This window comes from Castellaniella caeni NBRC 101664 (assembly GCF_001592225.1).
Taxonomy (GTDB): domain Bacteria; phylum Pseudomonadota; class Gammaproteobacteria; order Burkholderiales; family Burkholderiaceae_B; genus Castellaniella; species Castellaniella caeni.
Map to the genome: position 1 here is coordinate 1 of NZ_BCWN01000034.1, position 17250 is coordinate 17250.

The 17250-nt window shown below is 53.0% G+C and carries 11 protein-coding genes; all 11 read left to right on the plus strand.

Annotated features, from left to right (window positions below):
- On the plus strand, positions 1-303 hold a 303-nt coding region (locus tag CCA01S_RS15745; protein ID WP_157076552.1), incomplete at its 5' end, for a DUF4917 family protein.
- 516 nt (positions 304-819) lie between these two features.
- A complete protein-coding gene (locus tag CCA01S_RS14595; RefSeq protein ID WP_066459812.1) occupies positions 820-1386 on the plus strand; it encodes an adenylyl-sulfate kinase in 567 nt (188 codons plus the stop codon).
- Entirely contained in the window at positions 1386-2168 is a 783-nt protein-coding gene (locus CCA01S_RS15445; protein ID WP_084386814.1) for a class I SAM-dependent methyltransferase, read from the plus strand. The genes CCA01S_RS14595 and CCA01S_RS15445 overlap by 1 nt, the downstream gene beginning before the upstream one ends.
- 6 nt (positions 2169-2174) lie before the next feature.
- A complete protein-coding gene (locus CCA01S_RS14600) occupies positions 2175-4490 on the plus strand; it encodes a PEP/pyruvate-binding domain-containing protein (RefSeq protein WP_066459814.1) in 2316 nt (771 codons plus the stop codon).
- Between the two features lie 11 nt (positions 4491-4501).
- Positions 4502-5098: a gamma-glutamyl-gamma-aminobutyrate hydrolase family protein gene (locus CCA01S_RS15450; protein ID WP_084386815.1), complete on the plus strand. Its 597-nt coding sequence runs from the start codon at positions 4502-4504 to the stop codon at positions 5096-5098.
- Between the two features lie 44 nt (positions 5099-5142).
- Positions 5143-5883 carry a phosphocholine cytidylyltransferase family protein gene (locus CCA01S_RS14605; protein WP_066459817.1) on the plus strand — a complete coding sequence of 247 codons (741 nt, stop codon included), beginning with the start codon at positions 5143-5145 and terminating at the stop codon, positions 5881-5883.
- Entirely contained in the window at positions 5867-6982 is a 1116-nt protein-coding gene (locus tag CCA01S_RS15455) for a DegT/DnrJ/EryC1/StrS family aminotransferase (protein ID WP_084386816.1), read from the plus strand. The genes CCA01S_RS14605 and CCA01S_RS15455 overlap by 17 nt, the downstream gene beginning before the upstream one ends.
- The gene (locus CCA01S_RS15460; RefSeq protein WP_084386817.1) at positions 6979-7935 is read left to right on the plus strand and encodes a WxcM-like domain-containing protein; all 957 of its coding nucleotides are present in this window, start codon (positions 6979-6981) and stop codon (positions 7933-7935) included. Before CCA01S_RS15455 ends, CCA01S_RS15460 begins: the two co-directional genes overlap by 4 nt.
- Positions 7932-9005, plus strand: a complete 1074-nt coding sequence (locus tag CCA01S_RS15750; protein ID WP_146030659.1) for a CDP-glycerol glycerophosphotransferase family protein — start codon at positions 7932-7934, stop codon at positions 9003-9005. The genes CCA01S_RS15460 and CCA01S_RS15750 overlap by 4 nt, the downstream gene beginning before the upstream one ends.
- A 14-nt stretch (positions 9006-9019) precedes the next feature.
- Entirely contained in the window at positions 9020-13372 is a 4353-nt protein-coding gene (locus CCA01S_RS14625) for a glycosyltransferase (protein ID WP_084386818.1), read from the plus strand.
- Between the two features lie 61 nt (positions 13373-13433).
- Positions 13434-17192, plus strand: coding sequence for a glycosyltransferase (locus tag CCA01S_RS14630; protein WP_066459824.1), 3759 nt, complete (start codon positions 13434-13436; stop codon positions 17190-17192).
- Positions 17193-17250 lie beyond the last annotated feature (58 nt).

Below are 17250 nucleotides of genomic sequence, written 5' to 3' on the forward strand. Positions count from 1 at the left end.
TGTTCATCAGGGAAGTTAAGCAGGATTAGGGGGAACTCTTATTTGTCATTTTGCTATGAGGCACTGCTTGGTGCCACCGGTGGTTTGGTGATATTTGGGCATAGTTTAAATAAAGACTACGATGGGCATGTGTTGGAAGCTATTATAAATAGTGGTGTGTCAAATATTTATATTGGAGTTTATTCTGACCTTAAAAAACATGAAAAATGTGGCCTTGCTCATCAGATGATGTCCTATTTAAATAAGTCTGATGCGAAAATTGAATTCTTTGAATCAGCAAGTCACCCGCTCGGAAACCTCTAAATAAGCCGGCGGAGGTTTTTGTGTGCTATGAGGGGGGGCGCCGTCATCGATTAGACGCTGGCGGATGCCGTCAAGCCTTTGACGAGCGAAGGGTGCTGTCGTTTCCTGCGGGGTGACGACGATGCGCGCTAATAGCCTCTCGTGGCTCACCGATGACATTCGTCAGTTTGGGGACGTCCAAGGAGGACATTATTGCTCGTCAGTTAATGCCGAACCTGGTGAGGGCGTAAGCTTCCCCCATCTCGCCTTATCACGGAATTTTCTAAGGTGGCATGGCCAAGATGGGAACGCAGTTGTCCGGGCTTGTGTGAGAGAAAGGCCGCTCCTCACTGCAAGATCCATGCCTATGCTTGGCCATGTGGGGACGAATCGGGTTTGTTCTGAAGATTGCTGACAGGTGAGGACCCGTACACTATTTCTCTCTCCCGGCTTTGAGGTCGACACCGCAGGTGCGTTTCAGCTTGGCCGGCTGTCCTGTGTCCGTTGCCCGCGCGTAGCGCAAGATAAGAGGGTTTCATGAAAGATGTTTCGGTTCATCCTGCGATCGTGCCTGGGCGCGTGATATGGATTACGGGCCTGTCCGGGGCCGGAAAGTCCACACTTGCTCAAGAGCTCGTGGCGCGACTCAGGAAGGATGGTTTGTCAGTCGTGCTGCTGGATGGTGATGAACTGAGGGATGTCTTTGGGCATTCGGCGTTTGATGGCGCTAAGCTGGATCGTGCGGGTCGCCTTGGGTTGGCTTTGCAATACGGGAAACTATGCCGTTTGTTGGCGTTGCAAGGGCAGATTGTTGTAATCGCTACGATTTCCATGTTTCACGAGGTCTATGCGTGGAATCGGAAGAACATTCCAGGGTACTTTGAGGTCTATCTGAGATCAACAATAGAGGCCTTGATAAAGCGTGATCCGAAGGGGATATATCGTCGTTTTGGTATGGGAGAGATTCAATCTGTAGCAGGCCTGGATCTTCCCGTGGATGATCCTGTCAATCCAGATGTCGAGATTGTTTCTGATCTGAATGAAGAACCAGCGCTTCTCGGGGAAATGCTGGCTAAGAAAATTGATTTAATGAGGAATGCATAATGCAGGGCGTGCCGCGTCAAGGTGATTTCACAGGGCTTGCTGGTGATTATTCTCAGTACAGGCCAGATTATTGTCCTTCAATACTGAATGGGCTCTTTGGTTTGTTGAAGAAAAGGCCTGCAGACGTTGATTTTGTGGATGTCGGAGCGGGTACGGGTATCTGGACCCGGATGGTTCAGGCGGCTGGTGTCAAGTCTGCGGTGGCGGTTGAGCCTAACGCCGATATGAGAGCGGCGGGGATGGCTGATAGTGCGTCTCTTGCTGTTGCCTGGCTTCCGGGTAGCGCTGAAAAAACAGGCTTAGGTGATCAGGTCGCTGATTGGGTAACGATGGCTTCCAGCTTCCATTGGGCGGATTTTGAATCATCAACTCGCGAGTTTCACCGCATATTGCGTCCAGAGGGCAGGTTTACTGCGCTCTGGAATCCTCGTTTGATTGAGTTGAATCCATTGTTGATGGAGATAGAAGAGCATCTTTCACTCTATAAAAAGAATATTAAACGAGTGTCTTCTGGGAGATCTGGGATAACGGACAGGTTGACAGAAATGTTGTGGGGGTCTACGTACTTTGATGATGTGGTTTATCTGGAAGGTCGACATGTAATTCAGATGTCTCCAGAGCGTTATGTCGGTGCTTGGCGCTCTGTTAATGATCTACAGGCTCAATTAGGAAGTGATAATTTCAGCAAATTCCTTCGGTTTGTTGAAAGTAAGGTAGCGAGTTTGCCGTTTGTTGAGGCAACTTACCTGACTCGGGCTTGGTCCGCAAGGCGCAAGGGCTAGCATTCAATGGCTTTATCCTTTTCTACGAAGGCGGGCACCTTGGCTGCTTTGGACGGTCAGTTGAACTCTGCCAGGCTGCCTCTGGGGGTTTCTTTTACCTTAGTAGCGTGGGACGATGGCCGAGATGCGCAGCTGGCCCTGGTTTCTCGGGTGCTTGGGGCCGGGCCGTGGATTGTCCGTTCCAGCTGTGCGCTTGAAGATAGTATGACCGCATCAAATGCAGGTGCATTTCTGTCTGTGCTGGATGTAAATCGGGATCAGTTGCCTGGCGCGATTGATCGGGTCTTTCAATCGTACGGTCAACACCTTCCAGAAGATGAAGTCCTTATTCAGCCCATGCTCAATAGGGTCTTGCGTGCGGGCGTCGCTTTTTCGCACGATCCCAATACATGTGCCCCCTATCGCGTCATTAATTGGTCGGAGGGTAGGGATACGGCCGCGGTGACTGGAGGATTGAGTGGACATGTATGGCAGCAAGCGGCCCTGACTGAGCAAGTGGCTCCACCGGCGATTGCTCCTGTTATTGAGCTGCTCAATGAGTTGCTACTGCTTTTTGGGGGCGTGCCAGTTGATTGTGAGTTTGCTTTTACACAAGAGGGTGAACATGAGGTTCTGTGGCTATTGCAAGCGCGGCCGCTAATTCTATCGGGTCCAGTCGAGTCTCCTGAACAACAGGCAAGTCGCCTGATGGCTATTCGCCAGAAAATCGAGCACGCAATGATGCCGCATCCGTTTTTGATGGGACGGCGAGCCGTTTATGGCATTATGCCAGATTGGAATCCCGCAGAAATTGTTGGTATCCGCCCCAAGCCACTGGCCTTGTCCTTGTATCGAAATCTGGTGACGGATTCCATTTGGGCCTATCAACGCCACAATTATGGCTATAGAAATTTACGCAGTTTTCCGTTGATGCCGCATTTTTTTGGGCTGCCTTATGTTGATGTTCGATTGTCATTCAATTCTTTTATTCCGGAAGATTTGGATGAAGGCTTAGCTGGGCGCCTGGTTGATTATTATATTGATACATTGTTGGCGGAACCTGCCTTGCATGACAAGGTTGAATTCGATGTTGTCTTTTCCTGCTATACACTTGATTTGCCCCAGCGTCTTGACCGTCTTCTGCAGGCAGGATTTTCCAGCCATGAATGCAATCAATTGACGCAAAGCTTACGTAGACTCACCAATCGTATTGTTCATCCCAAGGAAGGCCTGTGGCGAGGGGATGCTGAGAAACTGGCCGTGCTTGATGCGCGGCGTGAGGCCTTGCAGGCTTCTTCGCTGGATTCCATCGGGCGTATATATTGGCTGTTGGAAGATGCCAAGCGCTATGGAACTTTGCCATTTGCTGGCTTGGCACGAGCAGGGTTCATCGCAGTTCAGATGTTGAAGTCGTTGGTTTCTGTTGGGGTATTTTCTCAGTCGGATTATGATGGTTTTGTCGGCGGGGTATCTACGGTTAGTGGTCAACTGGCTCGCGATAGAGCCAGTTTGGACCGTGTGACGTTCTTAGGTCGCTACGGGCATTTGCGGCCCGGCACATATGATGTGTTGTCATTGCGCTACGATGAAGCGCCCGATCTCTACTTTGATTGGACGCAAAAGCCTTTGCCGCCAGACCCTATCAGGCCGTTTTCCTTGACCTTGCCGCAGATGCGTGAGGTGGTTGGCTTGTTACGTGAGCATGGCCTACATCCAGACCCTGTCGGTTTGTTTGACTTCATGCAGGCAGGCATCGAACTGCGAGAACTGGCTAAATTCAAATTCACTCGAAACCTGTCAGACGCCTTGGCCTTGATGGTTGAATTTGGCGACCGGTATGGGGTTAACAGAGAAGATCTGGCTTACTGTGATCTTTCTGTGTTTCAAGAGTTGTACGCAGCTGCAGCCGACCCAATGGATTTACTACAACGCAGCATAGCGCAAGGCAAGGCGCGTTATGCAGACACGCTCAAATTATCTTTGCCGCCTTTGATTGCAAGGCCAGATGATATTTTGGCGTTCGAGTGGCCCGAATCAGCGCCCAACTTTATTACGCAGAAGCAGGTGCTGGCGCGGGTAGCTGATTGTACGGATCGGCATGCTCTGGCAGGCGCCGTCGTCTGTATTCCCAATGCAGATCCTGGCTTCGATTGGCTGTTTTCTTACCCAATTGCGGGGCTGGTGACGGCCTGGGGAGGGGCTAATTCGCATATGTCCATTCGGGCGGGAGAGCTTGGCCTGCCTGCCGTGATTGGCGCTGGAGAGATTTTGTATAAGCGTTGGTCGGGTGCCCGCCGCCTGCATATCGACTGCGCAGGCCGCCGTGTTGATGTGGTGGCTTGAGAGGTTCTATCGTGAAATTGACTGCTGTCAGCCAACGCGTAGATGTCTACCCTGGCCGCCAGGAAACGCGTGATGCACTGGATCGTTTGTTGACAGAGTTCCTATTGCAGGCCTCTTTATTGTCTGTGCCAGTGCCCAGCAGCTTAGGAGAAAGGCTGGGCGAGTGGTTGGATAGAATCCGGCCGGAGATGATCGTTCTGTCGGGCGGCAATGATCTTGGAGAAGACCCGCAGCGCGATGCTGTTGAGTGGGTGTTGCTAGAGCATGCATACATGCATGCAGTGCCTGTTCTGGGCATTTGTCGTGGTATGCAGATGATGGCACATTTTGCCGGGGTAGCATTACGCCCTGTAGTGGGCCATATCCGGACCCGACATCTGGTGCACGGAAAGATCTGTGCAGAAGTGAATAGCTATCACGCGTATTCCCTACAAGCTTGTCCCAATGGTTATGAAGTGCTAGCTCGAAGCATAGATGGTGAAATTGAGGCGATACGACATCGAGTCTTGCCCTGGGAGGGCTGGATGTGGCACCCCGAGCGTGAGCAGCCTTTTGTTGCTAGGGATGTTGAAAGGCTAATAGCCCTGACAGGCTTGCAGAGCCTGTGAGGATATGGCCAATATTTATTACTAATTCTTAATTGAGTGTGTTGATGCAAACGAAGGCGATCATACTGGCGGCAGGCCGAGGCAGCCGCATGGGCACGATGACTGACGAACAGCCTAAGTGTTTTGTGAAGTTGCACGGGCATAGGCTACTAGATTGGCAGCTGATGGCATTGCGTGCGGCCGGTATTCGAGATATTGCGATTGTCCGAGGTTATTGTGGGCATCTGTTCACTGAGGAGGTCCATTATTTTGAAAATCAGCGTTGGCAGCAGACGAATATGATTCGTAGCCTGGAGTCTGCTGCTCAGTGGTTGGCTGAAGGTAATTGCATTGTCAGTTATAGCGATATCTTCTATTCGGCAGACACGGTTCGACGACTAGCCGCCAGTAGTGAGTTGATTGCCCTGTCGTATGACCCTGATTGGCTGGCCGTCTGGGGGCGCCGTTTTGCGAACCCACTGCTGGATGCAGAAACATTTCGGCGTGGCGCAGATGGGCTGTTGCTGGAAATCGGCCAGCGCAGTCAATCGGCAGATACCATCGAGGGGCAGTACATGGGTTTGCTTCGGCTGACCCCTGGGGGGTGGTATGACATGGTAGCGCTGTTGAAGCAGTTGAGCCCCGTCGAAGTTGACCGCCTGGACATGACGTCGTTGTTAAGTCGGGGGTTAACCGCTGGTTGGCGAATTCAGACTGTGCCAGTCAGCGGTGCTTGGGGTGAAGTGGATTCGAGCAGTGATCTTGCTGCGTACTCAGAGGTGAGCTTTGATGACATTGGCCATTAACGATCTCAAGCGTCATAACCAGCCTCTTGAAACTGCCTTGCAGGCAGCGATGGCTCGTGTGCTGGATCGGGGTTATTACATATTGGGGCCTGAGTGTACGGCCTTTGAGCATGAATTTTCCTCTTTTCTTGGCACTTCATGGGCAGTCGGGGTGGGTAATGGGACCGATGCACTCGAGCTTGCGCTCAGAGCATTGGGGGTTCAATCGGGTAATTATGTAGCGACGGTGGCTAATGCTGGCATGTATGCAGGCACTGCTATTCGCGCGGTTGGGGCAGTTCCTTGCTATGTCGATGTTTTGCCAGGTTCTTTGTTAATAGATCCAAGTGCTTTGTCTCGCGTCTTGGACTCGTCACAGGTACGAGCCTTGGTTGTGACCCATTTGTATGGACGCATGGTGGATATGGCGGCCATACTCGAAGTGACGCGGGCGTATGGGGTGCCTGTAATCGAGGACTGCGCCCAGGCGCATGGGGCCAGTCGATTGGGGCGGCGTGCGGGCAGTTGGGGCGACTTGGCCACCTTTAGTTTTTACCCAACTAAGAACCTTGGGGCGCTGGGTGATGGCGGTATGGTGGTGGGGGGGGATGAATCCTTACATGCCCGGTTGTTGAGCCTGCGCCAGTATGGTTGGGTTGCCAAGTATAAAAGTGATTATCGGGGGGGGCGCAACAGCCGCTTGGATGAGATCCAGGCGGCTGTCTTGCGGGCCAAGTTGCCGTTTTTGGATGGTTGGAATGCGCGACGGCGTCAGATCGTGCGCCGCTACCGTGCCGAGTTGGATGGTTTGGGTTGGGGGTTACCTCCTTATCCGGATGAGGCTGATGTTGTACATCTGTGCGTGTTGGAAGTTGAGCGTCGGGCTGCTGTGCAGGCCGCTCTGGTTGATCAAGGCGTCGGCTGCGATGTGCATTACCCAATCCCCGACCATCGGCAATTGGCATACACCGATGGTGTGAATATAACTTTGCCCGTGACGGAAGCGGCTTGCACCAGGGTTTTGACGCTTCCTTGCTTTCCCGAGATGCTTGATGCTGAAGTAGATCTAGTCGTTCAGGCATGCAGTCGCGCCGTACAGTCGTTGCGGGGAAAATTATGAGTTATTTTGTTCACCCGTTGGGAGTGTGCGAAAGCACCTTGGTAGGTGCGGGGACGCGAATCTGGGCGTTTGCTCATGTGCTTCCGAAGGCGCAGATTGGGGTTGACTGCAATATTTGCGACCACGTGTTTATTGAAAACGATGTCGTGTTGGGTGATCGTGTCACGGTGAAGTGTGGGGTGCAGTTGTGGGATGGTATTCGCCTGGGGCACGATGTCTTTGTCGGGCCCAATGCCACCTTCACTAATGATCGGTTTCCTCGTAGTAAGCAGTATCCACAGGTGTTTTTGCCGACGATAGTTGAAACAGGGGCTTCCATTGGTGCCAATGCAACGATCTTGCCTGGCCTGACTGTGGGGCAGCATGCCATGGTCGGGGCAGGGGCCGTGGTCACTCGATCGGTACCCCCCTATGCTATTGTGACGGGCAATCCCGCCAGAATTGTAGGTTATGTCACATCTGAGCAGGCTCATCAAGAACAAACCAGTCAATTGCTTGATAAGTCTCAGTTCGATACTCAGGCAACACGTTCGCAGGTGTCAGGCGTTTTTCTGAAAGAGTTTCCTTGCTTTCAGGACATGCGTGGCAGCTTGACTGTTGGGCATTTTGGGCAAGAAGTGCCTTTTGTTCCCAAGCGGTATTTTATGGTGTTTGACGTGCCCAGCAAGGATGTACGTGGCGAACATGCGCATCGTGTATGTGAGCAATTTCTGGTTTGTGTGCGCGGTAGTTTGCGAGTAGTGGTGGACGATGGCCATGCGCGTCAAGAGTTCGAGTTAAGCCACAGCCGTCAGGGGCTGTTCCTGCCCGCTATGGTCTGGGCCAGTCAGTATGCTTATACGCAAGACGCGGTGCTACTTGTCTTTGCTTCTCATGGTTATGATGCTGATGACTATATCCGTAGCTACCATGATTTTATAACCTTGGTCCGAGCGAAAGCTCCGGTGGCATGATGCGTTCGGTGATCTGCTATTTTCATCATGTTTCTCATGTGCTTAACCTGGGGAGCATTCCGGATTTACTGAAAGTCCGTGGTTGGCAGGTACGCTGTTTTTGTGCTTTTTCGGCAGATGTCTATCCATTGGCGCGTGCCCCCGGTATTGAATATCGGTTTGACGTGCCGTTGAGTTTGCTGGAGAGCCAGGAAGCAGATTTGTATCTCACCCCTCTGGTTGGTCAGGCCACCTGCTTTCCAAAGCGGGCGCTACGCGTCCACTTTTTAGTGTCATTAGTGAGCCTGGAAGGGGTCTACGATGCAAGCATGTTTGATCACTATGATGCCATTGCCTGTGCAGGTAGAAACCATATAGAAGAATTTCTTGCGCTGGGTAAAGCGCGTGGTTGGCAAGGCAAGGTGCTGATGTCTGTAGGCTATCCAAAGTTGGATGGCCAGAGAAAGTTGCTTGGATATGCGCATAGCGCATTACCGAATGACCCTGTGACGGTGGTCTTTGCCCCTACGCATGCTTATTACGCCAACAGCCAATTTTCTGTACTTGGACAGTACGGTGAACCTATTGTCGAGGCCCTGATAACAGCGGGCATCAAGGTGGTTTTTAGGCCGCATATGGAGTCTTGGCGGGACCAAGATAGGCCTGTGGTCGAGCGTATTGTGTCGCGCTTTAATAAGCATGACTTGTTTTCTTTAGACCGATCGGCAAATTACCACCAGTCCTATGCTAAAAGCCATTTGATGTTGACCGATATATCTGGTACTGGCTTTACCTATGCTTTTGCATTTTCCAAACCTGCTTTGTTTTTTGCTCCGGACTTGGATTCTGAAGCAGGGAAAGTTGGTATTCAATTTGAGTGTCGTGAAAATATCGGTTTGGTCATTCGGAATCTGAGCGAACTGGTGGAAAGGGTCCGCCTGGTTATGTTGCATATGGCGTTTGTGCGGCAGCAGGTGGCTGATTTTCGGGATTGGTTGATATTTAATCCTGAAAGCAGCGAGAATTATTTTGCGTCCAATATAGAAGCTCTATTTTCTGAGCGAATGCCCGCTGATTGGGTGAGGATGTGAGTTTTGAGGCTTGTATGTCACAGTATTCTGCGGTTGATGTGACTGTTGCAGTCATGTCCTATAACAATAGCCACTTCATTGGTGAAACGATTGAGTCGGTTTTGTCTCAAGAGGACGTATCCTTTGAGTTGTTGGTTTTTGATGATTGTTCTACGGATCACACGATATCGGTTCTCGAACAGTACGTAGAGGATGCCCGCTACTCATTTCGTCAGAACTCGAAAAACTTGGGTATGACCGGCAATTACAACCGCTGCGTAGACGCAGGCAGCGGCAAGTATGTGGTCGTGCTAGGGTCAGACGACATCATGTATCCAGGCCACTTGAAAGCGCTATATTCGGCCCTGGAACTACACCCAGAATCCGCATTGGCCTACGTGCAATGCAACTGGATCGATGAAAAAGGGCAGTTGATTTGCTTTGCAGATCACCCAGGCCATCGGCCGCATGCTTATTTTGGACATCGCAATGAGATTGCCGATCTGTTGACTTACGACAATTACATTACTCCGTCGGCCGTGATGCTACGTCGTTGCGCATTAGATACGATACGCCGGCCAGATGGCCTGGTTCATGCGCCCGATCTGCTGGCGGGTGATTGGGAGCTCTGGACTCGGATTGCCCGCTCTTTCCCTGATTTTGTATTCTTGCGCCAAGCGACAATCGGGTATCGGATTCATGATGGTCAGGTGTCCAAGAGCTTTTATGGGTCGGATCGTCCGCTGGCCGAGCATACGATCATCCTTGAGAACAATCTGGCCGACCCGGTGGGGCGCGCCCAACTGATGTGCGCTGCTGATTCTGTTTGGGCGCTTTACCAGCAACGCTTTAATGGCTACGGTGCTGATGTGCAGAAAAAATATCAAAAACAGCACGATGATATCCATAAAGCCCTATTTTCTGTAAGCTCCGATGCGGATGATGTGTACTTCTTCTCAGTCATCCTGACCACCTACAATCGCGAAAATTTGTTGGTCGATGCATTGGCCAGTCTTGGTGCCCAGCAATTTACAGATTTTGAAGTCATTCTGGTCAATGACTGTGGCAGACCAGTAGAGCATGTGCTGGGCAGCTATCCATTTCCGCTCACCTATCTGCGGCAGGGCAGCAATCAAGGGCTGTCGGCTGCGCGTAATGCGGGTCTGAAACTGGCTCGTGGTCGTTATGTGGCTTACCTGGATGATGACGATATCTACCTGCCAGATCATTTGCAGCGCCTGTCAGAAGCCTTGCTGCAGCATCCTGATTCGGTGGCCTATACCAATGTAGTCTATGTTCAGGAAAAAATTGAAGAGGGCAGGCGGATCGAAGTGAGTCGCTCGTTTCCGACAGCGCATGATGCATTCGATCGCGATGGGCTCTTTGTCAGTAACTATATACCCGTCAATACCTGGGTGCATCCGCGACGGGCGGTGGATGTTATTGGTGGGTTTGACACGACATTAGACGTATTTGAAGACTGGGACATGTTATTGCGCCTGGTGTCTTGTTACCCGTTCTATCGGGTGCCCCAGGTAACTGCCGAGGTGCATCAGCGGATAAAGGGTCAGGAAGAGTCCATGCTGACCCGTGAGCAGGATCGCCTACCGTCGTTTTATGAAAAGATCTACGCTCGGTATCCGGAAACTAAAAATGAAAAAGTGCAGGCTGGGCGTCGTGCCAGGCAGGATGCAACAAGAGGCCAGGGCACTCAGTGGGGGATACCCGAGTGGATGCGTGACCGCACACCGTCGGCTGCCCGCATTCTGGCGATTCAGACAATGCTTGGGGCCAATGCAGAGGTTGGAACCCTGGGGGTTGCCGTTATCGCTCCCCAGGACACAGACCCACTGGCTGTGGCCGATACTTTATCCAGCCTGGGGGCGCAGCATCGGCCAGTCGATAGTGTGTGGTTGATTGGTGCAGGGGCGCCGGGTGCAGGGGGTTCCCTGAAAGCCGAGCGCGTCGAAGGGGATGCGCCCTGGCCCCAGTTGCTGTCAGATCGTGTTGCGCAGGGCGGTGCGCCAGATTTTCTTTGGATTTTGCAAGCGGGCGACCAGCTTTTGCCGCATGCCACCCTCTTGATGGGTGAATATCGTTTGCGTCAACCCGATCCTTTAGTCTGGTATGCGGATGAGGCTGTACAGGGTAAGGATGGGGCAGCCAATCCGATGCTCAAACCAGATTTCAACATTGACTTGCTGCGCAGTTACCCCTATGTGGGGCGTAGTGTAGCGATCAGTACCGCTGTCGTGCAGGCCGTGGGCGGGCTGGATGCGCGCGTGGTGGATCTTGCTCCGATTGACCTTATCTGGCGTCTTGTCGAGCAGGCGGGGCCCGGGGTGGTTGGGCATGTGCCCGAAGTTTTGTTGCTCAGCCCGGTGGGCTTGATGGATTGGGTCAGTCATGCCGAGACCATGGTGTGGTTTCCTGCTGTGACGCAGGCGCACTTTGTGCGGATAGGCTCTGATGCGCAGGTGGTGCCCAGTGCAACTCTGGGGGTTAATCGTGTCGATTATCCGTTAAATAATCAACCGCGAGTCTCCATTATCGTACCGACGCGGGATCAGTTGTCGGTGTTACAGGCCTGCGTCGAAAGCCTGATGGAGAAGACTAGCTATATCAATTATGAGCTTTTACTGGTTGACAATGGCAGTGCAGAACCGGGGGCGATTCAGTTTCTGACCCAGTTAGAGTTCATGGGGATCAATCAGGTCCGCGTATTGCATTGGCCTGGTTCATTCAGTTTTTCGGCCATTGGCAATTTTGCTGCAGCACAAGCCCAAGGAGACATCCTGCTTTTCTTGGATAATGATGTCGAGATTATGCATGCCGATTGGCTGTCTTTGATGGTTGGCCATGCCTTGCGTCCAGAGGTCGGGGTCGTGGGCGCGCGCCTGGATTATCCCGATGGACGGGTGCAGCACGCAGGCCTGGTGTTGGGGCTGGATAATAGCGTGGGTTTTGGGTTCCGAGGCCTTTCGGGTGCCAGTTCTGGTTATATGGATCGTTTGTGCGCAACGCAGAATGTCGGAGCGGTCACCGGCTCTTGTCTGATGATCCGTAAAGATACCTTTAACGAGTTGGGGGGCTTTGACGAGCAAGACTTTCCGGTGTATTTCAGTGATGCAGACTTGTGCCTGCGCGCTACTCAGGCAGGGTATTTGGTCACCTTGGCTGCCGAGGCCCGTTTGCAGCATATGGGAGGGGCAACCCGTCTGTTCTCAGAAAAATTTGGACAAGCGGCCTTGCCTGATGCGGGGCAGGAAGACCGGCTGTATATTAAGTGGTTGCCTCAGCTAGCACGCGATCCGGCATACCACCCTAGCTTTGGCCGGTTCTCACCTGGGTTCGGCCTGAGTCCAGATGGCAGCCGTATCCATGAGCCCTTGCCTGGTCGTCCTTTGCCTGTTGTGCTGGCCGCGCACGCCGATTGGCATGGTTGTGGCTACTACCGGATCTTGCATCCGTATCAGGCGATGGAATCTGAATTGCGCCTGGAAGGCGGCGTGAAGCTGGGCAGCTTTCATTTTACGGATGTGGCCAGGATCGAGCCTGATACGATTGTTTTGCAGGGGGCGTGGGCTAATCTGGGTATCTCGGATCAAATCAATCGCTTCAGGGAAACCACAGGGGCCAAAGTGGTGCTGGAATTTGATGACTACTTGCCCAATATTCCCACGCGTAGCGCCTACCGCAAGCTGGTACCCCGGGGCTTGGTCAAACAGATGCGCCGCGCAATTGAGAGTGCTGATTGGATCGTCGTGTCCACGCCTGTGCTGGCACACGAATACGCGAATTATCATCAGGACATCCGGGTCGCTTTCAATGGCCTGCCACGCTCGATCTGGGGCGAGTTGTTCGGCCAACGCCAAGTGGGCAAAAAGCCCAGGGTTGGCTGGGCGGGGGGCAGCAGCCATACAGGTGACCTGGCTGAGATCCGTGCCTTGGTCAAAGATTTAGAAGATGAGGTGGATTGGGTTTTCATGGGGATGAAGCCTGAAGGCGTACGCTGCGAATTTCATACTGGGGTGCCTATTGACCAGTATCCTGCGCAGTTGGCGGCTTTGAACCTGGACCTGGCCGTGGTGCCCCTAGAACAGAACCAGTTCAATCGCTGCAAGAGCAATTTGCGGCTCTTGGAATTGGGGGCGTGCGGTGTGCCGATCATCTGTACCGATATCGAGCCCTACCAATGTGGCCTGCCCGTGACCTTGGTGCGTAATCGCTATCAGGATTGGGCGGCCGCTATCCGGGATCAGTTAGCCGATTTGGATGCCTTGGCGCAGCAAGGGGATACCTTGCGCCAGGCGGTGCTGGATGGCTGGATGCTGGAAGGTGCTTTTTTGGATCAGTGGGCCCAAGCCTGGGGGGTTGCTGCTCAGTAGCCGTTAAAGGCCTACTGGTCTTGTTCCCCGCAATTGCTTCGGTCTTTTAAAGTTACCCGCTATGTCATCTATCGCGCAGAACCCTCTGCCACTGGTCAGTGTCTGTATCGCTTCTTATAACCATCAAGACTACATCGAGGAATGCATCGAGTCTGTGTTGAACCAGACTTACGAAAATGTAGAGATCATCGTGATAGATGATGTTTCTACCGATGATTCGTATGCTTTAGTTCTTGATTTGTTCAAGAGGTTTGCCGATCGCATCCGGTGTGAGCGTAATCCAAAAAATTTGGGTGTTTCCCTGACGTCCAACCGCGCTCTTTCGTTGGCGCGTGGTCAGTATGTCGCCTTGTTGGGATCAGACGATAGGATGTGCGCTGATCGAATAGCCAGGCAGGTCCAATTCTTGGAGTCCCGCCAAGAGGTTGTTGCGTGTTTTACGGCTGTTAGGGTAATTGATGCTCATGGGGAGACTCAGGCGGCACTTGACGCTGTTGCGGACATGTTTGCTCAGCCCATCTACAACCTGAGAAAGCAATTGTTTTCGGGAAATTTCCTGAATGCCCCATCGGCCATGGTCAGAGCAGATGTCTTTCGGCAGATTGGCTGGTTTTCTCCGTTTTTGTTGTATACCCAGGATTATGACGCCTGGTTGAGATTGCTTGATCATGGCGAAATCCATCGTATCGATGAGCCTTTGACCGAGTATCGGGTTCACGGGACTAACCTCAGCTTTTCTCAGCAGGATGAGGCCAAGATATCAAAAATGCGGCTCGAGCTTGCTACCTGTATGGTGCGTGCGGTAGAGCATTGGCCACTTCGAGTCTGGATGGACGACCCTGCATGGTGTGCCGACCCCAAAATCTGTGCGTCGGTGTATCTGGCACTGGCTGCCCATTTGGCTCGCCAGGATTATGTCAGCTTCGGTAAGGCGGTCTTTGCAGCCAGCAAGGCTTACACCTTGGTGATCAAGGCGGCTGAATACGATGCTACTTATGGGGCACTGGCCAAGACCAGCCTTGAATCCTGGATATTGGGTGGAGAAGCGCCTTATTGGTTGAAAGTAGTGGCCAAACAAGGGGTCGACGTCACTGCGTTTGACCCCGCCATCTTTGAGCGCATCCCTGGGTGTGGCGAACAATGGTCGCTGGCTCAATGGTTTATTGACCGGACGCCATCGGTGGCGCGCTGTCGGGTACTAGGCGAAATATTGGATGCAAAAGAAGATATTGAAACGCTGAGCGCTGTTATTTATTTGACCGACGATGCAAACTACGCTCAGGTTCAACAAACCCTCGATAGCCTGAAGGCGCAGCAGCATCCATTTTCCAGTATTGCTTTGTTGGGGGCCGCCCCGCCTTCAGGGCTTGACCTCCAGGGGGTCTGGGTTCGGCAATCTGCACACCCTGGGCCTGTCGCATTGAACGAATGGTTGGCACAAACTGATGCTTTGCCTGATTTTGTGTGGCTGTTCAATCCTGGTGATGTACTGCTGCCTCACGCAACTTTGTTGTTTGGCGAATATCGCTTGCGTCATCCCGATGCGCTGGCCTGGTATGCCGACGAAGCGCTCTTGGCTGATGGGCAGTTTGTCAATCCGATCCTGAAGCCCGACTGCAACCTGGACCTGGTTCGCAGCTATCCGTATATTGGCCGCAATTGTATATTTAGCACGGCTGCCCTAAACGCCGTAGGCGGTTTGGATAGTGCATTTGATGACTTAGCACCGCTTGATTTCATTCTGAAGCTGGTTGAGCAGGTAGGCCCTGCGGTGCTGGGGCATATTCCTGAGGTTTTGCACGCCAGTGAACAGGCCCTGTTTACTTGGATTCAGGCTTCCCCTGTTGTTGCTGCCTTCCAGCACGTTATTGAAGCGCATCTGCAGCGTTTGAATATTGCCGCCAGCATTGAAGCCTCGGCGCAGCCTGGGGTACAGGTGGTTCGCTATCCCGTTGATACCAGGCCTCTTGTCTCCATCATCATTCCGACGCGTGATTTGTTGTCTGTCCTGAAGGTGTGCATAGAGTCTTTGATGGAGAAGACGGCGTACGCGCGCTATGAACTGTTGCTGGTTGATAATGGCAGTGTGGCACCGGATGCAGTGAACTATCTGGTAGAGCTTGAGCGTATGGCGCTTTCTCAGGTCCGGGTCCTGCGTTGGCCGCATCCTTTCAATTTCTCAGCCATCAATAATTTTGCTGTTCAGCAGGCGCGTGGTAGCGTCCTGCTGTTTCTCAATAACGATATCGAGATTAATGACCCCGAATGGCTCGAACGCCTGTTGGGGCATGCCTTGCGGCCCGAAGTGGGGGCGGTTGGGGCTCGTCTGGATTATCTGGATGGGCGTGTTCAGCATGCTGGGCTGGTTCTGGGGATGGACAATAGCGTGGGTTTTGGATTTAGGGGCATGGATGGCAGGCAGCCCGGCTACATGAACCGCTTGATGGCCACGCAGAACATGGGGGCAGTCAGTGCGTCTTGTCTGATGATGCGCCGCGAAGTCTTTGATGAACTAGGCGGCTTTGATGAGCAGAGCTTTCCGGTTTATTACGGCGATGCCGACTTGTGTCTGCGGGCAGGGCAGGCAGGGTACCTGGTGACTCAGGCTTCAGAAGTGCGCCTCAAGCATATGGGGGGGGCAACGCGTCTGCTGACCGAACAATTCAAGCAAGAGGCCTTGCCAGATGCCGAACAGGAAGAACGCCTGTATGCCAAATGGTTGCCTAAATTGGCATCGGACCCCGCCTATCATCCGGCATTTGATCGACGCTCGCCCGGTTTCAACCTGAGCCCAGATGCCAGCCGTATTCAAGTTCCTTTGCCAGGGCGTCCTTTGCCTGTGGTCTTGGCCTCGCATGCTGATTGGCATGGTTGTGGCCATTATCGGGTTTTGCATCCGTATCAGGCGATGGAGTCTGAGTCGCGTCTCGAAGGCGGAGTCAAGCTGGGCAATTTTCATTTTACGGATATTGCGCGTATTCAGCCGGACACGGTCGTACTGCAGGGGGCTTGGGCCAATGAAGGAATCCTTGAGCAAATTCGGCGTGTGCGCGAGATCACGGGCGCCAAGGTGGTTCTGGAGTTTGACGATTATCTGCCTAATATCCCGACGCGCAGTGCTGACCGCAGAACCGTGCCGCAGGGCTTGATCAGGCAAATGCGTCGCGCCATCGAGTCGGTAGACTGGATTGTGGTGTCTACCCCGACACTGGCGCATGAGTATGCTGATTATCATGCTGATATCCGGGTGGCTTTCAATGGCCTGCCTCGTCCTATCTGGGGTGATTTGTCCGGGCGGCGCCAGGCTGGCAAGAAGCCACGGCTGGGGTGGGCTGGCGGCAGCAGCCACACAGGAGATTTGGCTGAGATTCGCGCTTTGGTCAAAGACCTGGAAGATGAGGTGGATTGGGTTTTCATGGGAATGAAGCCCGAGGGCGTGCGCTGCGAATTTCATGCCGGGGTGCCCATTGACCAGTACCCGGCCAAATTGGCAGCGCTGAATCTGGATTTGGCCGTGGTGCCACTGGAACAAAATCAGTTCAACCGGTGCAAGAGCAATCTGCGCCTGTTGGAACTGGGGGTATGTGGGGTACCCATCATTTGCACGGATATCGAGCCCTATCAGGACGGCTTGCCAGTGACCCGGGTAAGCAATTGCTATCAGGATTGGACAGCGGCCGTCCGCGAGCAGCTGGCTGATCTAGATGCCTTGGCCGCTCGTGGTGATGCTCTGCGTCAGGCGGTGCTGGATGGCTGGATGCTTGAAGGTGCTTTTCTGGATCAATGGGCTCGGGCCTGGATATCTGAGAAGAACGGCTGAGGGGCGTTGGAGGTAAAAGCCCCCCTAAAGTTTGCGTGGGGTGTGCCGTAACCCACTC